The 22,810-nt window shown below is 55.3% G+C and carries 21 protein-coding genes and 2 pseudogenes; 10 read left to right on the top strand and 13 right to left on the bottom strand.

The genetic code is table 11. From position 1 onward, the window contains the following. Window positions 1–22 precede the first annotated feature (22 nt). The 4 genes from Q7J88_RS14445 to Q7J88_RS14430 form a co-directional block, all read right to left on the bottom strand. Window positions 23–1,000 carry a 4Fe-4S dicluster domain-containing protein gene (locus tag Q7J88_RS14445; RefSeq protein ID WP_303722941.1) on the bottom strand — a complete coding sequence of 326 codons (978 nt, stop codon included), beginning with the start codon at window positions 998–1,000 and terminating at the stop codon, window positions 23–25. Then, window positions 994–3,024 (bottom strand): formate dehydrogenase subunit alpha, encoded by a 2,031-nt coding sequence (gene fdhF, locus Q7J88_RS14440; RefSeq protein WP_303722940.1) that lies wholly within the window; start codon window positions 3,022–3,024, stop codon window positions 994–996. Before fdhF ends, Q7J88_RS14445 begins: the two co-directional genes overlap by 7 nt. Further along, the gene (locus Q7J88_RS14435) at window positions 3,021–3,869 is read right to left on the bottom strand and encodes an FAD/NAD(P)-binding protein (protein WP_303722939.1); all 849 of its coding nucleotides are present in this window, start codon (window positions 3,867–3,869) and stop codon (window positions 3,021–3,023) included. The genes fdhF and Q7J88_RS14435 overlap by 4 nt, the downstream gene beginning before the upstream one ends. A gap of 334 nt (window positions 3,870–4,203) precedes the next feature. Beyond that, window positions 4,204–4,791 (bottom strand): hypothetical protein, encoded by a 588-nt coding sequence (locus Q7J88_RS14430; RefSeq protein ID WP_303722938.1) that lies wholly within the window; start codon window positions 4,789–4,791, stop codon window positions 4,204–4,206. A gap of 483 nt (window positions 4,792–5,274) precedes the next feature. Here Q7J88_RS14430 and Q7J88_RS15495 point away from each other — a divergent pair, with 483 nt between their 5' ends. Then, the gene (locus tag Q7J88_RS15495; protein WP_369682051.1) at window positions 5,275–5,463 is read left to right on the top strand and encodes a DUF2917 domain-containing protein; all 189 of its coding nucleotides are present in this window, start codon (window positions 5,275–5,277) and stop codon (window positions 5,461–5,463) included. A gap of 66 nt (window positions 5,464–5,529) precedes the next feature. Here Q7J88_RS15495 and Q7J88_RS14425 read toward each other — a convergent pair whose 3' ends face one another. Further along, the gene (locus Q7J88_RS14425) at window positions 5,530–5,778 is read right to left on the bottom strand and encodes a hypothetical protein (RefSeq protein ID WP_303722937.1); all 249 of its coding nucleotides are present in this window, start codon (window positions 5,776–5,778) and stop codon (window positions 5,530–5,532) included. Between the two features lie 201 nt (window positions 5,779–5,979). Here Q7J88_RS14425 and Q7J88_RS15490 point away from each other — a divergent pair. Then, window positions 5,980–6,119, top strand: a pseudogene (locus Q7J88_RS15490) (thiamine-binding protein); the annotation flags it as partial. A 159-nt stretch (window positions 6,120–6,278) separates the two neighbouring features. Here Q7J88_RS15490 and Q7J88_RS14420 read toward each other — a convergent pair. The 7 genes and pseudogenes from Q7J88_RS14420 to tatB all read right to left on the bottom strand — a co-directional run bounded on the left by Q7J88_RS14420 (window position 6,279) and on the right by tatB (window position 14,039). Beyond that, a complete protein-coding gene (locus Q7J88_RS14420; RefSeq protein WP_303722936.1) occupies window positions 6,279–8,186 on the bottom strand; it encodes an Nramp family divalent metal transporter in 1,908 nt (635 codons plus the stop codon). Window positions 8,187–8,368: 182 nt separating this feature from the next. Then, window positions 8,369–8,626, bottom strand: a pseudogene (locus tag Q7J88_RS14415) (IS1595 family transposase); the annotation flags it as partial. Beyond that, on the bottom strand, window positions 8,607–8,747 hold the full coding sequence (locus tag Q7J88_RS15485; protein ID WP_369682050.1) for a helix-turn-helix domain-containing protein: 141 nt from the start codon (window positions 8,745–8,747) through the stop codon (window positions 8,607–8,609). The gene Q7J88_RS15485 and the pseudogene Q7J88_RS14415, both read right to left, overlap by 20 nt. A gap of 229 nt (window positions 8,748–8,976) precedes the next feature. Then, window positions 8,977–9,981, bottom strand: coding sequence for a ribosome small subunit-dependent GTPase A (gene rsgA, locus Q7J88_RS14410; protein ID WP_303722935.1), 1,005 nt, complete (start codon window positions 9,979–9,981; stop codon window positions 8,977–8,979). Window positions 9,982–10,013: 32 nt separating this feature from the next. Beyond that, on the bottom strand, window positions 10,014–12,548 hold the full coding sequence (locus tag Q7J88_RS14405) for a sigma 54-interacting transcriptional regulator (protein WP_303722934.1): 2,535 nt from the start codon (window positions 12,546–12,548) through the stop codon (window positions 10,014–10,016). A gap of 284 nt (window positions 12,549–12,832) precedes the next feature. Then, window positions 12,833–13,618 carry a twin-arginine translocase subunit TatC gene (gene tatC, locus Q7J88_RS14400; protein ID WP_303722933.1) on the bottom strand — a complete coding sequence of 262 codons (786 nt, stop codon included), beginning with the start codon at window positions 13,616–13,618 and terminating at the stop codon, window positions 12,833–12,835. Then, a complete protein-coding gene (gene tatB / locus Q7J88_RS14395) occupies window positions 13,611–14,039 on the bottom strand; it encodes a Sec-independent protein translocase protein TatB (protein WP_303722932.1) in 429 nt (142 codons plus the stop codon). The genes tatC and tatB overlap by 8 nt, the downstream gene beginning before the upstream one ends. A gap of 147 nt (window positions 14,040–14,186) precedes the next feature. Between tatB and nadA the strand changes: the two genes are divergently transcribed. From nadA to Q7J88_RS14365, 6 genes are all read left to right on the top strand, one after another. Next, window positions 14,187–15,149 carry a quinolinate synthase NadA gene (gene nadA, locus Q7J88_RS14390; protein WP_303722931.1) on the top strand — a complete coding sequence of 321 codons (963 nt, stop codon included), beginning with the start codon at window positions 14,187–14,189 and terminating at the stop codon, window positions 15,147–15,149. A 78-nt stretch (window positions 15,150–15,227) separates the two neighbouring features. Further along, entirely contained in the window at window positions 15,228–18,713 is a 3,486-nt protein-coding gene (gene mfd / locus Q7J88_RS14385) for a transcription-repair coupling factor (RefSeq protein ID WP_303722930.1), read from the top strand. Window positions 18,714–18,761: 48 nt separating this feature from the next. After that, window positions 18,762–19,697, top strand: coding sequence for a peptidyl-prolyl cis-trans isomerase (locus Q7J88_RS14380; protein ID WP_303722929.1), 936 nt, complete (start codon window positions 18,762–18,764; stop codon window positions 19,695–19,697). Continuing rightward, window positions 19,673–20,680, top strand: a complete 1,008-nt coding sequence (locus Q7J88_RS14375; protein WP_303722928.1) for a SurA N-terminal domain-containing protein — start codon at window positions 19,673–19,675, stop codon at window positions 20,678–20,680. Before Q7J88_RS14380 ends, Q7J88_RS14375 begins: the two co-directional genes overlap by 25 nt. A gap of 124 nt (window positions 20,681–20,804) precedes the next feature. Beyond that, on the top strand, window positions 20,805–20,945 hold the full coding sequence (locus Q7J88_RS14370) for a TetR family transcriptional regulator (protein ID WP_303722927.1): 141 nt from the start codon (window positions 20,805–20,807) through the stop codon (window positions 20,943–20,945). Further along, window positions 20,932–21,321 (top strand): hypothetical protein, encoded by a 390-nt coding sequence (locus Q7J88_RS14365; RefSeq protein ID WP_303722926.1) that lies wholly within the window; start codon window positions 20,932–20,934, stop codon window positions 21,319–21,321. Before Q7J88_RS14370 ends, Q7J88_RS14365 begins: the two co-directional genes overlap by 14 nt. A 128-nt stretch (window positions 21,322–21,449) precedes the next feature. On the opposite strand, the gene Q7J88_RS14360 is transcribed toward Q7J88_RS14365, so the two are convergent. After that, window positions 21,450–21,650, bottom strand: coding sequence for a hypothetical protein (locus Q7J88_RS14360; protein ID WP_303722925.1), 201 nt, complete (start codon window positions 21,648–21,650; stop codon window positions 21,450–21,452). Between the two features lie 16 nt (window positions 21,651–21,666). Between Q7J88_RS14360 and Q7J88_RS14355 the strand changes: the two genes are divergently transcribed. Beyond that, window positions 21,667–21,951, top strand: coding sequence for a hypothetical protein (locus Q7J88_RS14355; protein ID WP_303722924.1), 285 nt, complete (start codon window positions 21,667–21,669; stop codon window positions 21,949–21,951). A gap of 184 nt (window positions 21,952–22,135) precedes the next feature. After that, window positions 22,136–22,810, top strand: a 675-nt coding sequence (locus tag Q7J88_RS14350; RefSeq protein WP_303722923.1) for an aminotransferase class IV, incomplete at its 3' end; no start/stop codon positions are given.

Below are 22,810 nucleotides of genomic sequence, written 5' to 3'. Positions count from 1 at the left end.
TGCCCAAAAGGTAAAGCAATGTTCAGTTAAAACGCCTGACGATCTCTTCCGCTACCGCCAACATCCCGATTCCGACCGGGCAGGCCCGGTCACACCGCCCGCAGGCGACACAACCAAGTTCACCCCAGCGCTCCACATCGGCAACCAGTTTGTGATGAATCCGGCGGCGGGTGCGGAGCTGTTCGCTGCCGAGCGGGTTGTGACCGCTCGCTTCCCGCATGAAGGCATCGAGCTGGCAGGAGTCCCAGACCCTGCTCCGTTCCGTTCCGTGACCGGATTGCCGGTCCTGAACACCGAAGCAACTGCAGGTCGGGCAGGCCAGGTTGCAGCCGGAACAGAGGATGCACTTATCGGCAATTTCTTTCCAGAAACGATCCGGTACGCGCTCTTCGCTTAACAGGCGGCTGGCTTGCTGAAGAAGTTCTGCCGGGCTGACCTGCTGGGCAGATTCCCGGCGCAAATCTTCCAACTGTTGCGGGTCGCCGTCCGCAAAGCCATCAAGAAAACCTTGACCAAGTTCAGAATGGCCCAGAGCCAGGTACTGGCCGTTGACGGCGCTCATCTCGATATCGCAGTTGTCCTCCGTCAGGGGGAGAAATGACCTTTCCGGGCCGGCCGAGCCGGTCAAGCTGATGATCAGCGCCCTGTCCCGTTTGCGCTGGTAGATGTCATCAGCGGGTGGGGCACAGAAAAACCGGTCGAGAAAAGTGAGCGCAGCCAGATCGGTTCGGTCGAGGCCGAACAGAGCCACCGGTTTTTCCGGTTGTGGAAGGTGAACCTGACCTTCTACATCGATGGTCAGCAACAGTTCGGTTTGTGGAAAAAACGCGCTGGTCGGTTTGCGTTGCAGCGGCGGGCCGGTCAGAGAAAGTTCGCCACTGCCGTAGTTGGCCAGCAGGCGGGTTCCGTCGGCTAGCAGGGTCGGCACCTGCAAGGCGTAATCGGTGGAGATCGTTTCAAGCAGCTGCAGCAGATTGTCGTAGTTCAATTGCTTCAACATGGCTCAACCCTCACTGCGCAGACCTTGAATTCCGGGATGCCCGCTTCCGGGTCGAGGGCGTTGTTGGTCAGAGCGTTGGCGGCTCCCTCGGCAAAATGGAAGGGGATGAACACCTGCCCCGGTGGCACCTTGTCGGTCAGCTGCGCACGGCAGCGAATCGCGCCACGGCGACTGCTGATTCTGACCAACTGGCGCTCGATAATTCCTAGCTTCTGCGCATCTTCCGGGTTGATTTCAACGAAAGCGGCACGTTCTTCTCGATCGAGCAGATGACTGCGCCGGGTCATGCTACCGGTGTGCCAGTGGAAGTAGCTGCGCCCCGTGTTCAAAAACAGAGGATAGGCCGCGTCCGGCAGCTCTTTGGCCGGGCGGTATGCAACCGGGCTGAACAGGCCTTTGCCGCGTGTGCAGCCGGCACTGTGCAGAATCGGTGTGCCGGGGTGGTCGCTGCTCGGGCAGGGCCACTGCAAACCGTTCGGTTCAAGCCGCGGATAGGCAATACCACCGTAAATGGGGGTGAGCGCGGCGATCTCTTTCATGACCTCGCTCGGAGCGGCATAGTCGGCCTGCAAGCCGCAACGACGCAGCAGCTGACAGATGATCTGCCAGTCGGGCAGTGCCAGCCCGGGGGGGTCGACCGCTTTTCTGCCGCGCTGCACCCGTCGCTCAGTCGACGTGTAGCTGCCGTCCCGTTCGGCGTAACAGGCTGCCGGCAGGATAACATCGGCCAATTGCGCGGTTTCTGTCGGAAAAATGTCGATGACAGCGAGAAACTCAAGGTTGCGCAGGGCCTTTTCCACCAGCGCCTGATTGGCGTCGGAGAGCAGCGGGTTCTCGCCGAGAATCAACATGCCGCGAACCCTGCCCGCTGCTGCGGCCTCGATGGCATGGGTCGACATCAGACCGGGCGTTTCCGGCAGCCTTACGCCCCAGGCGGTCGAGAATTTTTCTCGCGTCTCCGGGTCGCTGACTTTTTGGTAACCGCTGTAAACATTCGGCAAGGCACCCATGTCGCAGGCCCCCTGAACATTGTTCTGCCCGCGAAGCGGGTTAACGCCGGTACCGGGTCGGCCGAGGTTGCCGGTCAATAGCGCGAGGTTGGAGACGGCGCGGACGTTATCGACTCCGTGACTGTGCTGTGTGATGCCCATGGCGTAGATGATCATCGCTTTATTGACACTGGCGAACAAACGTGCCGCAGTGACAAGTTGTTCCGGAAGGATGCCGGTGATTTTGGCAACGTATTCAGGAGAGTATGCGGCAAGTGAAGTTTTCAGGGCGGCAAGGTTCTCGCAACGATCGTTGATGAAGTCGCTCGCTTCCAGACCGTCCTGCAGGATCTGCTGCATCATGCCATTCAAAAGGGCAACGTCACTGCCGTTCTGGTGGCGCAGGTGCTGATCGGCGTGTTTTGCCAAGCGGATTTTGCGGCTGTCGGCGACGATCAGTTTTGCGCCGCGCCTCACAGCTTGCAGGATGCGGCTGCCTATCAACGGGTGCTGTTCGGTGGTGTTGGAGCCGATGACGAAGATCAGTTCGGTCTCATCGAAACAGCTCAGACTGTTGGTCATCGCCCCGGAACCGAGGGTTTCGACCAGTCCGGTGACGGTCGATGAGTGGCAGAGCCGGGCGCAGTGATCGATGTTGTTGGTTCTGTAGCCGGCACGTGCCAGCTTCATCAGCAGGTAGTTTTCTTCGTTACTGACTTTGGCTGATGAGAGGAACATCAAACTATCCTGCCCGTGCTGCTCGGCAAGCGAGGTTAATCTGCTGTGTACTAGGTCGAGGGCCGTTGCCCAGTCGCTGGTTTGCAATGCTCCGTTGGTGCGGATTTGCGGTGCGGTCAAGCGCTCTGGATGATCGACAAAGGCATGAGCGTTCCAGCCCTTGATACAGAGCTGACCGCGGCTGGTCGGGTGATGCCCGGCCGGTTCGATCCCCCGAAGTTTGCCATGTGCGTTGGTCAGCAGGTAGAAGTTACAACCAGTGCCGCAATAGGGGCAGGTGGTCAGGGTGGCGTTCATAGCGCCCCTCGCAGATGTTCAACCTCTTCCAGCCAGAAGATCGGTCCGTCCTGGCAGCAATAGAGGTGCTCGATAGTACAGTGGCCGCATTTGCCGACGCCGCAGCGCATCTGCCGTTCCAAGGAAACCATGATCTGCTTTTCGCTGTTTAAGCCGAGCCGGCGCAATGCGGAGATGACCGGTCGGTACATCGTCGGCGGGCCAACAATCACCGCACAGCTGTTTGCCGCATCGATCTGCAGATCGTTCAGCAGGTTAGTAATCAGCCCTGTTTCACCGTCGAAACAGGAGTCGACCGGTTTTTTGTCGACGGTGTAGCGGCAGTTGAAGCTGCCGCCGGTCTGCCATGCGGAGAGGTCCTGTTGGAACAGCATATCTTGTGGCGAACGGGCACCGTAAAAAATTTGCACCGTGGCAAATTCGTCGCGTCGATCCTGACAGTACTGGATTAGTGAGCGCAACGGGGCGAGCCCGCAGCCGCCGGCGATCAACAGCAGTTGTTTGCCGCGCAAGTCATCCAATTGGAAAGGTCGGCCGAAGGGGCCACGAATACCGACCTGCTCACCCGGCTGCAGCCGGTGCAGGGCGGAGGTCAAGATGCCGGCTTTGCGCACGCCCAATTCGAAATAGCCGTTGCGGGTCGGTGAGCTTGCCACCGAAAGCGGCGCATCGGTCAGGCCGGGGATCGACAGCTGGATAAACTGGCCGGGCTGATGTTGCAGTTCGCTGCCGTCGCGCAATTGCAGGCGGAACAGTTTATCCTGCGGCGTTAGCTTGTTGACCGACAGCAGTCGGCAGGGGCGGGGCGAATAAATTGAGGTTTCTGTTTGGCTCGGCTGGGACATTCGCGCTCCAGGCTGGGATTGCGTATACGTGATTTTGTATACTAACCCAGCATGAGACGGCTGAAAAGTAACTATATTGTTACGATCTATCTGGTGGCCTGCGAATTGCTGCTCAACAGCTCGGCAAACTGAGCTGCCGGAATCGGGTGGCTGAATAAATACCCTTGTATTTCGTCCTATCCTTCGTCTTGCAGGAATTGTTGCTGTGCGAGGGTCTCGAACTGTTCACCCTTAGTGCCACATGGAAATACGAAATAGAATTATCTCTATAATTTCAGAAACCTAAAAACCTTTAGCCGCAGCACACATTCTCTTAAGAATGATTATTTTCCACCTATTTCCATCCCAAAAGTGTAAATTTAGGCGCAATCAAAATAGATATATTAAACGTAAAATGAGGTCGGACCGCAATAGAGAACACCATAACGTTGGTTAGGCAGTTTCCTGCTGACTGATCGATTTCCTCCAGTATGCAGCCGGGGAGAGATTTCTCAGGCTGGAATTTCGTGAAATAGACTGGGGTTTCGATGGCGATGGCGTCACCCGGTTCACAAAGCAGTTGGAGTGCCAATACCACCGCTTCGAAGCAGCCGAAGGTATTGACGAGCTGGTCTGGGATTAAGATGCCGCCGGAGAGCCGCCGCTGGGCGATTTGCTGTCGTAGGCGCAGGTTGCCGGAAGGCAGGTCATAAGAAACCGATTGGAAGGCGTAGCAGCGGGTCTCTCGACTCAGCATACGGTTCAGCTTTTCGATCGGTAGTAGTTGCGGATTAGGGATGGCGTGGCCGAGCTGCAGCAATTTCGGATTGAGAAAGTCGGACCTCACCAGCTGGCAGACGTTGTCTAGGTTAGCCTCGGTCGGGTTGATGGATGGCCGCTTGAGCACCGGTTCGGCCGGTAACTCCTGCAGGCGGGCTCGCACTTAATTAGCCCGATTATGGTCGGGCTTCAAGCAGCCGCCGATCCTTGAGCTGGCTGTAGGCCTCTTTGACCGTGTTGATGTTGATCTGCAGCTGTTTGCTCAGATTGCGGATCGAATGACCTGGTCGCCGGGGCGCTGGGTGTCCTGCTCGATCAGGTAGCTGATCCTGCCGTCTCCCTCTTCGTAAAGTGGCAATTACCCTTCCGGTTTGACAGTGCTGTCGAGGATCGGTTTCTCCCCCTCACAATCAGTTAGCCAGTCTTAACACCTCACCGATATGCGGGTCAGATACAGTTCCGTGGTTCATCTATGGTTATAGTTTTTGTTTAGGCTATCTTGCCGGTCACAATTGAAACACCCTGTATCTGGCGTGGAAACATGGCGTGCGCTTAAATATGAAGCACATAAGCAAACGATGTGAGAAGGTTGCTATGGAAATTTTACTGAATAAAAATGAACTGCTCGATCTGGGGGAGAACTTAGATTGGTTGCCGAGTTGTTTGCCTAGCGGGAGCTTGCTGGTTGACCCAAGCGGGAGACAATCGTTGTCATATGTTATTTAATGGACACAGTTTTACCCTTTCAATGCAGGGCCGGATAGTGATTCCTGCCACTGAAGACTGTCACCTGTTACTTTTTGCAAAGCCCCAAAAAAACATCCACACCTCTTGACCGGCGCTGATCGGCAATCGTCAGTAGCAGCGGGTTCGCAAATAAGAACCCGCTGCTGTCAGGCGGTCAGTCGAGATGGGTATCGAATTCGTGCGGATGCTTCAGAACCTCATCGTACTTGATCTTGTAACCGTGGGTCATTTCGGAACAGACATTGACATCCCATCGCTCACAATGCTTGTCGATCTCGACTTCGATCTTGTCTGGCTCGAAGCCGATCACCCGTCCCTTCAGATGGTTGAGCTGATTTTCCACCCAAATCATGTTTCCGTCCTCGAATAACTGACGCATTCCTTGAAATTCTGTCCTGTTCATAAGCCCTTCCTTTCTGCGAACAGCGGCTTCAGGCCGAAAGTCGCAAGGGTAACGCCTGATGCTGCGTCCGACTTTACCTTTAATTCATTATACTGTGAGCCGTTCATGTGAAGAAAGGGGGGGGGCAACCGATTTGAAGTTTTCCAGCGCCGGGATATACTGAGGTTTTTTGCGGATCGGGTTGCAAAGTAAAGGAGAGAGATGAAGGTTTTGGATGATCCGTGTGTGGTGCCGCTTGGAGTATGTGTTTCGGTCTCAAATATGTGGCCTTCTTCCAGCAGGTTCTGGAGGAAGCCGGGTTGAAAATTAAGCTGCATGCTTACAGCACCAATATAGAGGGGTTAACTACTAAACTCACCTATTTGTAAACAATTATAAATATGAGACAGTCAATTTAACGGACGAGGAATTTTAGAACGATCTTTTGGAGCGCAAGAAGCTTTCAGAATAAAGAGTGGATTCTGGAAAAGAAATGGGGCCTGACCGGTGTATTCTGCATCTTATCGTACAACCAATACCGGTATTTCCACTTTATGCCGCACTGGGTCAACCGTCTCACCCAAAAGCAGGTCGCCTATCAAACGATGCCCGTGCGATCCCATAACCAGCAAATCAACACCATGTTTCTCTGCAAACTTGATCAATTCCTGAGCCGGGTGCCCATGAGGAAGAGCTATTTCTACCGGCATCCCTGAGGACTGCAGTTCGTCAGCAATCTCCTCAAGATATTGCTCATCTTCGCGGGTATGCTCATCATAGACACCGCTTTCATAAACGTGGGCAGGGGCGGAATCAACAACATGCACTAGGGTTAAGAGAGCCCCTTCTGCTTTTGCCAGAGAAAGGGCGCGGCTGATGATGGCCGAGTCATTCACGTCTCTCCCCAGTGCCGCAGCAATGTGCTTGGTATGATGAGAGGCAATCGCTTCGATGATTGCAGAAGAACCCGTGCCCTTCGCACCTTCTTCCTGCCAGCCCTTTTCGCCCCGTAAAATGGGGCGGAGTATGATATACCCCAGAAAAAGGGCAATAGCTAGCGACAGGGCAATGGCGAAGAAGGAAAACAGGTTCGATAAGCCTCCAGTCAGCCATTCATAAACCTGGTCATAGACGAGTTTACCGTTAAGGCCGATGATGATGACCGACGTTATCCAGGCGAGAATTTTGACCCAGGTTTTGTTGGCAAAGGATCCCATCTTCAATTTATCGCTGGTGAAGTGAACCAGCGGAATGATGGCAAACGGCAACTGCATGCTGAGAATAACTTGGCTGAGAATCAAAAGTTTGTAAGTTCCCTGATCTCCGGAAATGGAAATCACCACGACAGCCGGAAGCAGGGCAATTGAGCGCGTGATGAGCCGTCTGAGGACAGGACGTAACCTGATTTTGACAAACCCCTCCATCACGACTTGCCCAGCGAGTGTTCCGGTCAGGGTCGAGCTTTGTCCAGCAGCCAGCAGCGCCAGACCGAAAGCGATCGGAGCGACCTGAGAACCAAGCAGTTCCTCAAGTAGCTTGTCGGCTTGTTGAATCTCGGTGACGACAATTCCGTGTCGGTAAAATACGGCTGCCGCCAACACCAGTATTGCCGTGTTGACAAAAAAGGCCGCATTCAGCGCAATTGCAGAATCAAGCAGATTAAATCGACAGGCCTGCTCTTTTGAATCGACAATTCTGGAAACCTTGCGGGTCTGCACCAACGAGGAATGCAAATAGAGATTGTGGGGCATTACCGTCGCCCCGATGATCCCGAGGATGATGTAGAGCGAGCCTTCGGGGATAGCGGGAGTCAGTCCTGCAGCGGCAGCCCCCCAGTCCGGTTTGGCGAGAAACAGATTAACGATGAATCCCCCGGCAATGACGCTAATCAACGAAACGATGAACGCTTCCATTTTGCGAATTCCCAATCTCTGAATCGCTAGCAGCAGGAAGGTGTCGAATAGAGTGATAAGTGCCCCCCAGAGCAATGGGAGGCCAAAAAGCAGATTCAAGCCGAGGATGGTCCCTAAGACTTCGGCAAGGTCCATGGCTGCAATGGCAATTTCACAGAGAATCCAGAGAGCATAAGAGGCGGGCTTGGAATATTCCGAGCGACAAGCCTGGGCCAAATCCTTTCCGGTGACAATGCCGAGACGGGCTGACAGGGTCTGCAGCAGTACCGCCATGGCATTCGACATCAGGATGACCCAGATCAGTGCATAACCAAACCGGGAACCACCTTCCAGATCTGTTGCCCAGTTGCCGGGGTCCATGTACCCAACGCTTACCAGATAGGCCGGGCCTGCAAACACGAATATCCGTTTGAAAAGATTTGGATGCTCGGTTTTGACGCTACTGTGAACTTCTCCCAGGGATTTCCCTTGGGATGAATCTTCAGAGGAAAGAGTCTTTTGGCTTTTCTTGCCCATGTATTAGCTATTCCCCTTACAATAAAGTGGGGCGTCCTAGGAAAGATCAAAAGCCTTGCTGCAAATATTTATATCTAGTGCCCGAGTAATCCGAGCCAACTTAAACAACTCCCCGTAAATGTAACTGAGGGTAGTGAATACGTCAAAACGGGGCCTGTAAATAATTTTGTGTAAGCTCTAGACTAGCACTTTTTATTATCAACGATCATTTTCCACAATTCATGGCGTAACTGATCAGTCGATTTACCATACCGCCATTCACATTTTTTGTGGTGAAGTTCAAAGTGTTTCTTCATCCCGTTGAACTTAGAGAGTCGGCGTTTCGTGAAGATCCAGAAGGTTTCGATCCCCTTGATGCGGATGCCTATTGATGCGAAATGTTTGCTCTTGTTGATCCTTAGATGTTTGTTGAAACCGACGTCAACCAGACCGTCGTTTCCAGCGATAGAATGTCGCCCTTCCTATCCCTAAATAACGGCATGTTCGAGCAACATTTCCAGTTTGCTTTGCATGATCGAGAATGCGTAGACGTCTTTTTATTTCACGCTGTTTTGAAAACATCTAAAAACCTCCTGAGTCTGATCCTGTAAATTAACATGATCTGTCTCACGATGCCTGATATCTCTCCAGCAATGCCCAGCAGCAGACTGAAAATGATAATAACAATACAGAAGATTGCCCAATACAACAGAGGTTCCCCAAAGGATGGTCAGTCAAATTACAAATCAAAGAAAGGTTGTTGACCAGAATGTAAAACAATTTCGCCTTATGCCGCTAGTCGCGGGGGAAATCAACGCCGCCGATGCAGATTTGTCAGTTCATCTTTCAGTTTGTGATAGTTCTCCAGGCGTGAGCTGCTTAAATTGCCATTTTCCACCGAAACTCGGACGGCACAGCCCGGCTCACTTTTGTGGGCACAATCGCTGAATTTACAACCGATAGCCAATTCCTCGATATCGGTGAATGATTCGCTTAAATCTTCCTCTTCCCCCCACAGGTGCAGTTCGCGCATCCCCGGGTTGTCCATCAGGATGCCGCCCAGCGGCAGCAGAAACAGTTCTCGGTGGGTGGTGGTGTGGCGTCCCTTGCCAACCGCGTCGCTGACGGCGCCTATTTTCTGCCGCTGTTCGCCGAGCAGGCCGTTGAGGATGGTCGACTTGCCAACCCCGGATGAGCCGAGCAGGGCCAGAGTCTTGCCCGGTTGCAGGTAGTCGAACAGAAAGTCAAGCTGCTCCGGATCTTTGGCCATGCAGAGCTGCACCACTGATTTCCCGGCGATTCCTTCAACTTCATGTTGATAGTACTGCGGGTCGGCACACAGGTCGGCCTTGTTCAACACCACCAGTGCCTCGGCGCCGCTGCCGCTGACCAGGGTCAGGTACCGCTCGATGCGGCGCAGATTGTAATCGCGGTCAAGACCGCAGACGATCAGGATCAGGTCGACGTTGGCGGCGATCACCTGCTGTTCGATCCGTTCGCGCCCCTTCCCTTTGCGACGGCCTGGCAGGTTGCGGGCAAAGGAGCTTTTGCGCTCCAGCAGGGCGTGAATCAGTCCACGCCGGCCCGGTTGCGATTCGATCGCGACCCAGTCGCCGACCACCGGCAAATCGGCCCGGCCGTCGGCACGATGACGGATTTTGCCTGCAAATCGGACGGTTAGCTCGCCGTTTTCGCTCCAGACGCGAAAATAGTTTTTTTCGCCGCGGATTACCCGGGCGGGAATTAGCCCGCGGGACTGCCAAGTGCGAAACTGTTTTGCAAAAAATGGGCTCCAGCCCCAGTCTTCTAGAGTCATGGCGCCAAGATTAGCATGAAATCAGTGCGTTGTCACAATAACCAAAAGAGCAATCCGCCCAGGCAGAGTAGCAGAGCTTTGGCTGGGCGCCAGTCGGCTGGAGGTTCCTCGCTTTGCGCCAGTAGATGCTGGAGCAGGAACCAGGAAAAGCCGAGGCCTATTAGCAGCAGGACCGGCATCAAAATGTGCAGGGTGCCGAGGTTAAGTTGGCCGCCAGGCAGCAGTCGGCTCAAGCTGCCTTCGCCAAAAAGCATCTGCGGCAACAGCGGACCCTGCACGAGCAGTTCCCGGAAGAACAGGCCGAACAGCCCGGACAGCGACAGCGGCAGGCTGGCAATACCGAGCAGGATGAAACGGGAATGCCATGGTTGGTTCTCTTGCGGTCGTGTCGCCAGGGCGAAACCGGCTAAGGTTAAAATGGTCATCAGAAAGAACGCTTCGACCCAGCTCGGTTGGGGGCTGATTTTTTCACCACCGCGAACGGCCAGAACGATTGCCAGCAGCAGCGGCGGCAGCAGCGCATCGAGAAGTGAGGCAGAGGGCGCAGCCAGAACCCCCTGCCAGGGGAAACGCAAGTCGAGCCGGATGGCGTCGTGCGGGCAGTGGCGGATGCAGGAGCCACAAAGGATGCAGTCATCGCTCTTTTCAGCAGCGGTCGGGTGCAGGCCCATCGGGCACTCTTTTTCGCGGATACAGTCATCGATCTGACACTGGCTGAGGCATACGTTGTTATTGCTGCGCAGCTTCAGCATCCCGTAACGGGAGGCCCGGCCGATCAACCAGCCGAGCGGGCAGAGGTATTTACACCAGCGCCGGCTGCCGAACAGCTGGTAGCTGAGCAGAGCCATGCCGAGCAGCGCCAGCAACAGATGAGCGGTGCCGGCGGCGCGGAAAAACAACTGCCCCTGCTGCTCCAGCCAGAGCAGCAGTATACAGCCGGAAAGTGCCAACAGGGAGCCGTATTTCTGTAGAAGTTTCGGTTCCTGTCTGCGCCCTTCCCAGGGCCACCATCGTGTCAGCCCTTCCAGCGGGCAGAAACTGCACCAGCTGCGGCCGCTGATCCAGACCCAGAGCAGCAGAAATGGCCACCAGATCCCCCAGACTAGCAGGTTCGCCGGATTCTGTTCTTTCGGGCCGAACAGGCAGCCGAGGATGATTAAAAAAAAGGCCGGAATGGTCAACCAGAGCAGACGCTGCGGGAATTTCTCTTCATCGAACAGGCGGCGCACAAGCGGCAGTTGCAGCAGGTTGAGGCGCTGACTGTCGTTCTCGGCGCTGATATTGAGGAAGATCTGCTCCGGCAGAATCAGCTCGCTGCTGCAGACCGCCACGGACCGGTCGATGACCTGTTGCAGCTCCTGGCCGTTGAGCGGCCAATGGTAATCGACCAACCGGTTGATCGCCTCCTGACTTAAGCCGCGAACCTGCTTGTGGTGCTTGCGGTTGAGTTGCACTAGCAATCGTTTGGCAATAACCGGGATGTCTTTCTTTCGCTCCCGCAGCGGCAGCAGTTGTATATTATTTTCTTTCAGCAGCTCATAAAGCTCAGCGTAGAATTGGCCTTTTTCGACCAACATGGCAAGGTTTTCATCGCTGGTAGCGATCAGCCGGACGTCGGTATGGCGGGGCTGTTCCTCCCCGCGGCGGAACAACACGCCACTGCAGAGGAAATCGGCCAGCATCTGTTGCACTCGCAGGTCGAGGAACTCGATATTTTCCAGGATCAGTTCGCCGCCAGCGCCCAGCTCCAGATAACCGCGTCGCGTTCCATCGGTATAGACCAGAGTATCGGGGGCGTGACCGAAAAGCGCCGATTCTTGGGCCAGAGCGGTCAGCAGCGGATCGCGGCGGTGGTTGCGCCGGTTATCCAATTGTTTCAGGACCGGCGGCGGGTCTGCACAGTTGAGGTAGAGGATCGGTCGCGAAGGGTCATTGCAGTGATAGTGGATCAGCCGGGCGACTAGCTCTTTCCACGTGCCTCGTTCCCCCTGCACCAAAACGTGCCGTTCTGCGAGCGCCAGCTGTGCAATCTGTTGATTCAGCTGCTTGACCCAGTGGCTGATGCCGGGGAAATTGTCGAATTCGGGAAGCACCTGCCAGCCGACCAGATTGGTCAGAAGCTCGCGGGCTTCTTTCTCCTCCCGTTGATGGCGAATGCTCCAGTTGCCGAGCTGGTGAGCGAGTCGCCGGCACAAGTTGTCGTACAGCTGTGGATACGCCTGCATCAGTTCACGCAGCTCAGGCCAGGGAACGCGGGCAATGCGAACTGTGCCGTTAGCGATGATATCCGCCGAGCGCCGCTCCTCCATCAGCAAGGCGCGTTCACCGAAAATCTCTCCCTGTTGCAGGCTGGAAATCTGGTGCTCAAAGCCACTCTCATCTGTCTGTACTACTTCCACCTGGCCTTCCAGCAGCAGATAGAGATATCTGGCCTCCCCGCCCTGCGCGGAGATGATCGCCCCATCTGCGTAGGTTTGCGCTTCGGCAAACTGCTCCAGCCTGGCGATCTCCTCGGCTGGTACCCCCTGTAGGAATTCGATTTGCAGTAAACCTTCGAACGGTTCCACAATGCCTCCCAATTCGGCTAGGAGCGCTGCAGGGAAGCAAGAAAAGTGCCTTTTGGTCAGTGGGTTGCGTATACGTTTTAAGATGTTGATTTCTTTGTATTGCGGACTTCAGAGTGGGGAGTGGTTTGGGGCTGACCGTTGTAGTTGTGGCGAAAAATGTTTCGCAACTGGTCAATCTGTCCGGTTGGCTTCACCATGTGGCAACAGAAAAGACCACTCGAAATCGAGTGGCCTTTTCTGCTGTCTGTTTGTCCCGTCCTAAAATAGATTGACAGTTTGTTGAGTTAACTGGCTGCTTCGGCGCTGCTCTGATCATCTTCTTTGTCCTCCCCATCGACAACCTTCTTTTTGCCGAACAGGCGGGCCATGATGATGCCGACCTCATAAAGAATGATAAACGGCAGAGCGATCGAGGTCTGCGAGAACAGGTCGGGCGGGGTCAGGACCGCGCCGATGATGAAGGCGAGTAGCAGGGCGAATTTGCGATTTTTCGCCAGCCATTTGTGGTCGACGATTCCCATGCGGGCTAGGAACAGGATCACGATCGGCAGCTCGAAGACCAGCCCGAAGGCAATCAGCAGGCGGCTGGCCAAGGTCAGGTAGGCGCCCATCGAGAGCATCGCGTTGATGCCACCGATGCCGGTTCCGTACTGCACCAGGAATGAGAAGACCATCGGGAAGACCAGGGTGAAACCGAAGTAGGTGCCGCAGCCGAAACAGGCGCTGCTGAACAGCACAAAGGGGATCACAAGTTTTTTCTCGTGCGCATAAAGGCCAGGGGCGATAAATCCCCAGACCTGCCAGATAATAATCGGGAAAGCGATGACCAGTCCGGCCAGAGCGGCGACTTTCAGCAGGGTGAAGAACGGTTCGGTGGCGTTGATGAAAACCAGCGAACTGCCCTCTGGCAGTGCTGAACGAACCGGTTTGGAGATTTCCTCGAACAGTCGTTCGGCGATGCTGTAGCAACCGAGAAAGGCGACGAGCCAGGAGCCGGCCGCGATCATTAGCCGTTTGCGCAATTCCTCCAGGTGGTTGCCCAAGGGCATGGCGTCGTTGTTCTCAGACATCTTGTTTCTGCTCCCCGGTATCCTGCTTGGTGACTGCAGCGGTGATAACGTCCTCTTCCAGCTGACGTTCGATTTCGGCATCCTCTTCAGCGTACTTTGTCTGGGCCAGCTTCGCTTCGCGTACCTTTGCTGCCGCCTCTTCCGAAGTGAACTGCGAGGCGATATCGGCTGCTGGTTCTTCGACCGGTAGCGCTTCCGGTGGCGTCAGTTTTCCTTCTTTCTCAAGCTTCTCGCGGGTCTGCTGAACCTCAGCTGCGCGGGCCTCCACCTCGATGGTGTTTTTAAACTCGTTGGTCGCGCGCTTGAACTCGGCAAAGCCCTTGCCGAGCGATCTGGCCAGGTCGGGGAGCTTCTTCGGCCCCAGCACGATCAACGCCAGCGCGGCGATCAGCAGCATTTCGGTCATTCCGATTCCGAACATCTATCTGTTTCCTCTCCCCCGGTAATTGGTGTTTTTCCAGGCCGCACAAGGCAGCCATTTGACCCGGCGAGAATAGCCCCTTCCCCGGTCACTGTCAAGCGCTCACAGGGGGTGAAAAGATTGACAGAACAGGGGGTTTTGTCTAGTATGCGGGGTTCGGTTCGTATACATAGACGGGAGAGAGACGATTCGATGGATCAGGAACAATTAAAACAACAGATCAAGCAGCTGGCCGTTGAGCGCAATGCTCTGTTGATGGCACATAACTATCAGCGCGACGAGGTGCAGGAAATTGCTGAAATTACCGGTGATTCGCTGGCCCTGTCGATGGAAGCGGCGAAAACCGATAAAGATGTGATAGTTTTCTGTGGTGTGCATTTCATGGCCGAGAGCGCGGCAATCCTCGCTCCGGAGAAGACCGTACTGCTGCCGCGCGTTGATGCAGGTTGCCCGATGGCCGATATGATTACTGCAGACCAGCTGCGGCAGTTCAAGGCCGAGCATCCAGGCGCCACCGTGGTCACCTACGTCAACTCGACTGCAGCGGTCAAGGCGGAGAGCGATATCTGCTGCACCAGCTCCAACGCGGTCAACGTCGCCCGCTCCCTCAACGCCGACCAGCTGTTGATGGTTCCCGACCGCAATCTGGGGCGTTACATCGCCAAACATGTTCCGGAAAAAGAGTGCATCTGCTGGGACGGCTACTGCCCGACCCATGACCGGCTTGAGGTCGAGAAGGTTAAGCAGGCCAAGACGGAGCATCCGGAAGCACCTTTCGTTGCCCACCCGGAGTGCACCCCGGAGATCCTCGCGCTGGCCGATCACATCTGCTCAACCAGCGGTATGTATGAATACTGCCGGACCAACCCGGCGCAGAAGTTCATCATCGGTACCGAGATGGGAATCCTCTGGCGGCTGAAAAAAGAGAACCCGCAGAAGGAGTTCATTCTGCCGAGCAAGGCGCTGATCTGCCCGAATATGAAACTGACCACGCTGGAGGATGTCCTCAAGTGCCTGCAGACTATGAAGCCGCGCATCATCGTAGATGAAGCGACCCGCGAGAAGGCCAAGTTGAGCCTCGACCGGATGCTAGCGGTACCACGGGATTGAGCTTTGGTGACAAATTGATTTAACATGCCAGGGGCGTGCGAGTTGCACGCCCCTTTCTGTTTGCCGAATATGGGAAAGATGGAACTAGACAACCAAGATATCCGCCACGCGACGGTCAAAAGTTTTGTTGATGCCGCTGCTCCCGGCTACCAGACCTGTGAACTGCTCGGCCTCTACGGCTCGGCCGATGCCTACCTGTTGAACCAACTGATAGGCAAGGCGGAAAAACTACAGGTGGTCCTCTGCTCCGAACTGCAACAGGCCCGGCAGCTGACCGCAGACCTGCAGTTCTTTCATCACAGCCCGGCCGCGATCGGCCTGCTGCCGAACTGGGAGCTCTCCCCCTACGATCCGCTCACGCCCCACCCGGAGTTGGAGGCGACCCGGCTGACCACTCTGGCGGCGCTTACCCGTGGGGAGCTGAAGGCGCTGGTGGTACCGGTGCGGGCGCTGATGCAGAAGCTGATCCCGCGGCAGGTGCTGACGAATATAGCCTTGGAGCTGATCGTCGAGGAGGAATATCCTCACGCTGAGTTGACCGGTACCTTGCTGCAGCTCGGTTACCAGCCGGTACCGCTGGTCGAGGAGCGGGGCAGCTTCGCGGTGCGTGGTGACATCATCGACCTGTTCCCGCCCGATACCGCGCAGCCCTACCGACTCGATTTTTACGGCGACTGGATAGAGAAGATCCGCTCCTTCGACCCGGCTACGCAGCGTTCCGGCGAAGGGACTTTTGAGCGGATCAAGCTGATTCCGTCGAAAGAAATAATCTTGCACGGCCCCTTCCTCGAGACCTTCGGCCAGAAGCTCAAAGAACGCTGCGACGAACTGTCGCTGCCGCGCACCGATCGGGAAGCGATTATGGAAGAGGTGCGCGAGGGAATTCTCGCCCCGGGGCGGCATTTCTTGTTGCCTTTCAACTACCCGGCCCTTGACCCGCTGTTTGCGTATCTCGACAATCCCCGCTGGGTCTTGCTCGACCCACCGGCGCTCGAACAGGCGATCGACCTGATGCACCGCGAGGTGCGTGACGGTGAGGCGCGGATGCTTGATCAGGGGTTGCCGCATGCCGCCCGTCGTGAACTGTTCCTCGATCCGAGTGAGCTGCAGCCCCTTCTAACCAGTACTGGGCGGGTGGAAATTTCGCAGTTAAGGGTTTTTCAGCTCGACGACGAACGGGAGCGCTTCCACTTCAACTGCTCCGGCAACGCCGAACTGCGAGCACATCCTGGCGACGGGCAAGACGGGTTGGAGTTGTTGGTACAGAAACTGCGGCAGGCCGAAGAGGACGATTGGCGTATTTTGCTGGTCTGCCACCGCACCAGTCAGGCGGAGCGGCTTCGCGATCTGCTGGCCGGCCACGACATTAGGTTGACGATCAATCCCTCTTTGCGGATGAATAATCTGCACCCCGGCTACCCGCAACTGACCGTTGGCGAGCTTTCCGGCGGATTCTGTCTGCCGGACGAGAAGCTGCTGTTAATCAGCGAAGAGGAGATCTTCGGCAAGCGAAGTCACCGGCAGAAGAAGAGTGGCCAGCAGCGAGCCCGCAAGTTGATGAGCAGCCTCGCTGAGCTGAGGGAAAATGATTATATCGTTCATACCGAGCACGGCATCGGTCAGTACCTCGGTTTGACCCACCTGCAGACGGGCCCCATAGAGGGAGACTTCCTCCACCTGTTGTATGCCGGGGGCGACAAGCTCTACCTGCCGATTGATCGAATCGAGAAAGTCCAGAAGTATGTCGGTGGCGAAGGGGCGGCACCGAAACTCGACAAGATGGGCGGACAGGGCTGGGAAAAGGCTCGCCTGAAAGCCCGCGCCGCGGTCGAGGAACTGGCTCGCCAGCTGCTTGAACTGTACGCCAAACGCGAGTTGCGTCAGGGGTTTGCTTTTTCTGCGCCAGATCAGCTCTATCGCGAGTTCGAGGCGACCTTCCCGCATGAGGAGACCGATGACCAACTCTCCGCCATCGAGGATACCCTGAGCGACATGCAGTCGGCCAAGCCGATGGACCGGCTGGTTTGCGGAGACGTCGGTTACGGAAAGACCGAAGTGGCGTTACGGGCGGCGGTCAAGGCGGTGCTCGACAGCAAGCAGGTGGCGGTGCTGGTGCCGACCACGGTGCTTGCTCGGCAGCACTGGGAAAGCTTTCGGCAGCGGCTGACCGATTTCCCGGTGCGGGTCGAGATGGTCTCCCGCTTCCGTACCGCGCAAGAGAACAAGAAAACCCTGGAGGCGGCGGCTGCCGGCAAGGTCGATATCTTGATCGGCACCCACCGGCTGCTGCAACGGGATGTGCGCTTTGCAGACCTAGGGCTGGTGATCGTCGACGAAGAGCAGCGTTTCGGCGTCGGTCACAAGGAGAAGCTGAAACAGCTTCGTGCCGAGGTCGATATCCTCACCCTGACCGCCACGCCGATTCCACGCACTCTGCACATGAGTATGGCTGGCATGCGCGATTTGTCGGTAATTGAGACCGCCCCGATTGACCGACTGGCGATCCGCACCTACGTGACCCGCTTCGACGATGAATTGTTGCGCCAGGCGATCCTGCGGGAACTGAGTCGTGGTGGACAGGTTTATTTTATCCACAACCGGGTGCAGACTATTGACGCCATGGCCGAACAGCTAAAAGAACTAGTTCCCGAGGCGACCATCGCGGTCGGCCACGGTCAGATGGCAGAGAAGGAACTGGAGCAGGTGATGCTCGATTTCATCGAGGGGAAATCGAATCTGCTGCTTGCAACCACCATCGTCGAGAATGGTCTCGACATTCCGCGCGCCAACACCATCATCGTCAACCGTGCCGACTGCTTCGGTCTTTCGCAGCTCTACCAGCTGCGCGGGCGGGTCGGGCGCTCTGACCGGCGTGCTTACGCCTACTTGCTGATCCCGGGCGAAGCCTCTTTGACCAAGGATGCCCGGGAACGGCTTAAGGTGTTGCAGGAGTTGACCGAGCTGGGCGCAGGCTTTCGCATTGCCAGTCACGACCTGGAACTGCGCGGTGCCGGCGACCTACTCGGCGCCAAGCAGTCGGGTCCGATCGCCGCTATCGGTTTCGAGCTTTACACCGATCTGCTCGAAGAGACGATCAACAAGCTGCGTGGTCTGGAGCACGAAGAAAAGGTCGATCCGGAAATCCGTCTCGGGCTATCGGCCTTCTTTGCAGAGAAATATCTGCCCGACCCGAACCAGCGTCTGCAGTTCTATCAACGGATGGCCGCGGCCGAGAGCGACGAGGACCTGTACGAACTGGTTGAGGAGCTGCGTGATCGCTACGGCGAATTGCCGAGTGCTGGTGAAACCTTGGTCGGTACCATGCGCCTGAGGGTGCTGCTTAAGCAGTTGAGGGTCGAGCTGCTCGAATACGATGGGCGTCGGCTGCACCTGATTTTCCATGCCAGTACCAAGGTTTCCCCCGAGCTGATCCGCAGGCTGTTGACCGAGCAGCCGGAACGTTATCGTCTTGGCGTCGATTTCAAACTGAGCGTCGAGCTGGGACGTCTCAAAGAGCAGGAGTTGTTGCAGGCGGTGAGAAAAGAATTGCAACTTTTTTTCTGACTGTGCTAGCTTGCTTGCCAGTTTTTTGCTTTAACTATAGGTGGTTGCGTGTTTTACCGTTCCCTGTTTATGGCGTTTTTCGTGCTACTGCTGAGCACCCTGCTGGCCTGTCAGCAGTCGCCGCCGGAAAAAAATCCGTTGCTTCTAAAAGTTGGTGACCGACAGCTGTTTTTGCGGCAGTTTGAACGTGAGCTGCGGGTTTATTATCCTGACCTGTCTGACTTGCCTTTCCCGGAGCAGGTGCAATTGAAAGCCGACTTGGTGCGCCGCTTGGTTGAGCGCGAATTGATCTACGCAGAAGCCGAGCGGATTGATGTGCAGGTAAGCCCCGATGAACTGGACGCGGCGATGAGCGAGTTGCGCGGTAACTACACCGCCGAGGAATACCAACAGGTGCTGCGCGCAGCGGGGCAGACCGAGCAGAGCTGGAAACAGATTCTCAAGCAACGACTGATTACGCAAAAGGTGAGTGCCGCAATTCTCGGTGAGGAATCGAAAATCAGTGAGACGGAAGCGGAAAAATACTATCTAGATCATAAGGAAGAGTTTCGGCGGCCGGCCGAATTGAGGGCGCGCCAGATGCTGTTTTCCAACCGAGAAGATGCTGAAGCGGTGCTGAAACTGCTCAAGGCTGGCGGTGATTTTGCGACCTTGGCCCGCGAACATTCCCTTTCCCCCGATCGCGAAGACGGTGGTAACCTGGGGTACTTTTCCAAAGGGCAGTTGCCGCCGGAATTTGATAAAGTGCTTTTTACTTTGGGTGCCGGGCAGTACAGTGATCCGGTTGAGAGCCCTTACGGGGTACATTTGTTTTTGGTGGAGAGGCGCCGCAAAGAGGGGATTCGCCCTTATGTGGTGGTAAAGGACGAGATTGTCGCCAAGCTTTCGCAACAACGGGAAGAAGATGCCTTTCAAAAATGGTTGGAAGGGTTGCATAATAAGGCGCAGGTTTCGGTGGATTGGGATCTGTTGAAGACACAATAAACGAGTTATCGACAAGAATAAAAAGACAAGGAATACTGATGAAGAGAGTTCTGCCCGTCCTGCTGCTGGTGATGGTGATGGTGGCACCGGCTTTGGCAAAGCCCCTGACCAAAGTCGCCGCAGTCGTCAACAACGATATGATCAGCACCTACCAGCTTGATAAAGCTGTTCTTGAAGCTTTGAACAAGGAGTCCAAGGGTAACCAGCTAACCAGCGAGCAGTTCGATCAGTTGAAGGCGAGTGTCCTAGAGAACCTGATCAACGAGAAACTGGTTGAGCAGCGGATCAAGGAGTTGGGACTGGAGGTTTCCGATTCGGAACTGGATGCAGCTATCGAAGACGTCCAGATCAAAAACAAACTGACCGCCGATATGCTCAAAACAGCGGTTGAAGCACAGGGGATGAGTTTTGAAGATTATCGTCAACAGCTCAAAGATGAGATCCTTCGTTACAAGTTGCTTGGTCGCGAGGTGAATTACAAGGTTCAGGTGACTAGTGGTGAGGTGCGCGACTACTTCCGTGAGCATATCGATGAGTACCGGGCCAAACCGAAGGTGCGGGTCAGTAGTCTCAGCTTTGAGATCCCGGCCAACATCAGTGACAAAGAGATGCAGGAATTGCGCAAGCGGGTTCAAGTAACCCGCGACCTGCTTGGTAGCGGAGAAGATTTTGATAAGGTTCTTGAAGGCCAGAGCGAGGGGGTTTTTGGTGGCGATATGGGGGAGATGGTCGAAGCGGATTTGACCGAAGTGCTGCGTGACGCGTTGACTGGGCTTGACGTCGGCCAGGTCAGTGAGCCGGTACAGATGAACGGTCAGATCCATCTGTTCCTGGTGACAGAACGTAACCCCGGCGATATCAATTTATACGATCGCGTTCAGGGAGAGATCGAGCAAATACTTCGTGAGCAAAAGACTAACGAGCGTTTTAAGGAATGGGCCCAGGAACTGAGGGATCGTAGTTACATCGATATCCGCATCTGAACAGGTTCCTTCTTGTTTTCATCTGCCCCGCATCCTACGGATGTGGGGCTTTTTTGTGTCCTGAACTTGTCACCGCCGCGCGAGCTTATAGTTTGAACAATAATTCAATTTTATCGGAGCCGCTATGCCGAGGCCCGCACAACAGAATCAGAATGGTTTGGATAATCTCAGAGCCCAGATTCTAGCCAGTGGTTTGCAGGTGTTTGCTGCCAAAGGGCTCCGGGCAACCAAGATCAGCGACATCGCCCAGCATGCCTCGATCTAGCGTGTTGGCTTACCATTATTTTGACTCAATGGAAGCTCTCTACGCCAATTTGCTGCGGATTTCCTTCAAGCTGACGAACCGTGGGGCGCTGGAGTTGTCCGCCCTAGAGATGCCTTCGCGACAGAAGATCGAAACAGCGGTCGCTGATTTGCTAAAGAGATCGAGACCAGGCCGGAATTTTCTCTTTCATGCTTTGTTGGTTGTCCAGACGAGCATTTCCACCACCATTCAGGGGCTGATCAAGGAATTGCTGCTCTACCGGAGTCAGATTTCCTGCATGGTGAAAGAGAAGATCTTCGCTGCGGGGCAGGAAGAGGGTTGCGAAAAAATTCCCACCGCGCGAAATGGCGATGATCAAGGTCACCCTCGGCGATGACTACCTCCCCCGATCCACACATTTTGCTGGATATGTTTCTGCTGCCTGAATAGGGCTATTCCTTGCATTCGGGAACATCTCACCCTTGTCGTTATCTGCCCCTCCTAGCGGTTCTTTGGTTGCGGCTTTTAATGGGCGGGAAAAACTGCGCGAGAGACGCGGTCATAAATTCCATTTCGTAGGACTTTGTACAGCGGATTGCTGACCCCATGCTGGTGGGCGGTCTTCTGGTTGCCCCCCTCCAGGTAACCGGTGCCGAGCAGGATCGTGATATCCGAGCGTAGCAAAGACATTTCCTGAGCCAGGTTCAGCCCGGTGATTTCAGGCATGGTCTGGTCGGTCAGGATGGCATCGAAAGTTTCCGGTGCGGAACTGAATGCTTGGAAGGCGGCGCTGCTGGAATGGAACGAGGTTCCCCGATATTCGAGCTCTTACAGGCTGGGTTCATTTGTGGGAAATACCGTCAGGCTTGGCAATGCAAAGGATATTGAGGGAATAGTTGAACCGGGATCCCGTTCTCTTTTGGCCAGCAGCGGTTCGCTGATGTCGGTCATGATGCCGACCATGTGGAGGGAAGAGCCGTTCTCAGTCCTTTTTACGGCTTTGCCGCAGCCTCTGCCCCAGACGTAATTGCCTGCCTCGTTTCGTAACTGGTGATCTTGTTGCCAGCCTACTGTTTTTCCGTTTAAATGTTTATAAATATATCAGCAATTTAATCGCCAGAGTTTGCATTTCTGAACAGATCTGACTTTCGTCTGCCAGGTTATTAGGCTATGTTTAGCTTTTCGTAACATTTGGCGATTGAGGGCATGGTATGAGTTACGTTTATCTTAACGGGGAGATTGTCGACGGCGATCGGGCGATGATCTCCGTTTTTGATCAGGGTTTTTTGTACGGTGACGGCATTTTCGAGAGTTTTCGTTCGGTCGGTGGACGGCTCTACCAGTTTGATCAGCACTACGCCCGCCTGCTGCAATCGGCACAGGCGCTCAATTACCCCGTTCTTTACAGTCAGCAGGAGCTGGAAAAAATCTTGCTGGAACTGCGCAAACGGAACCGGCTGAATGATGCCTACTTCAGGATCACTATAACCCGTGGCCGGGGGGAGATCGGCTTTCAGCGGGATATGAACAACGATCTGACCTGTCTGGTCGTCGGACGCGAATTTCAGGGCTTTGCGCCAAAGCATTATCAGCAGGGCATCGAACTGCGGGTCGCTCAGACCCGACGCAACGCTCCCGAAGCGATCAACCCGAAAATCAAATCGATCAGCAACCTCAACAGCCTGCTCGGCAAACTGGAAGCAAAGGCGGCCGGAGCATTCGAGGTGATCATGCTCAACAACAAGGACCAGATCTGCGAGGGGGCCTCTTCGAACATCTTCTGGACCAAAGACAAGTGGGTCTGTACCCCGGATGCTTCGACCGGTCTACTCGAGGGGGTGACCCGCTCGACCATCATTCGTCTCCGTGAGCAACAGCTCAACCTG

Source organism: Malonomonas rubra (assembly GCF_003247215.1).
Lineage (GTDB): Bacteria > Desulfobacterota > Desulfuromonadia > Desulfuromonadales > Geopsychrobacteraceae > Malonomonas > Malonomonas rubra_A.
The sequence above is the reverse complement of the archived record's forward strand: the minus strand, read 5'-3'. Positions and strand labels throughout refer to the sequence as shown.

Coding starts and splice junctions, on each gene's coding strand:
- Q7J88_RS15485 (WP_369682050.1), bottom strand. CDS start 8,747: ATGTTTTCAAAACAGCGTGAAATAAAAAGACGTCTACGCATTCTCGAT.
- fdhF (WP_303722940.1), bottom strand. CDS start 3,024: ATGAACGCCACCCTGACCACCTGCCCCTATTGCGGCACTGGTTGTAAC.
- Q7J88_RS14370 (WP_303722927.1), top strand. CDS start 20,805: ATGCCGAGGCCCGCACAACAGAATCAGAATGGTTTGGATAATCTCAGA.
- Q7J88_RS14365 (WP_303722926.1), top strand. CDS start 20,932: ATGCCTCGATCTAGCGTGTTGGCTTACCATTATTTTGACTCAATGGAA.
- mfd (WP_303722930.1), top strand. CDS start 15,228: ATGGAACTAGACAACCAAGATATCCGCCACGCGACGGTCAAAAGTTTT.
- Q7J88_RS14435 (WP_303722939.1), bottom strand. CDS start 3,869: ATGTCCCAGCCGAGCCAAACAGAAACCTCAATTTATTCGCCCCGCCCC.
- Q7J88_RS14445 (WP_303722941.1), bottom strand. CDS start 1,000: ATGTTGAAGCAATTGAACTACGACAATCTGCTGCAGCTGCTTGAAACG.
- nadA (WP_303722931.1), top strand. CDS start 14,187: ATGCGGGGTTCGGTTCGTATACATAGACGGGAGAGAGACGATTCGATG.
- tatC (WP_303722933.1), bottom strand. CDS start 13,618: ATGTCTGAGAACAACGACGCCATGCCCTTGGGCAACCACCTGGAGGAA.
- Q7J88_RS14425 (WP_303722937.1), bottom strand. CDS start 5,778: ATGAACAGGACAGAATTTCAAGGAATGCGTCAGTTATTCGAGGACGGA.
- Q7J88_RS14360 (WP_303722925.1), bottom strand. CDS start 21,650: ATGCCTGAAATCACCGGGCTGAACCTGGCTCAGGAAATGTCTTTGCTA.
- Q7J88_RS14355 (WP_303722924.1), top strand. CDS start 21,667: ATGGCATCGAAAGTTTCCGGTGCGGAACTGAATGCTTGGAAGGCGGCG.
- tatB (WP_303722932.1), bottom strand. CDS start 14,039: ATGTTCGGAATCGGAATGACCGAAATGCTGCTGATCGCCGCGCTGGCG.
- rsgA (WP_303722935.1), bottom strand. CDS start 9,981: ATGACTCTAGAAGACTGGGGCTGGAGCCCATTTTTTGCAAAACAGTTT.
- Q7J88_RS14420 (WP_303722936.1), bottom strand. CDS start 8,186: ATGGGCAAGAAAAGCCAAAAGACTCTTTCCTCTGAAGATTCATCCCAA.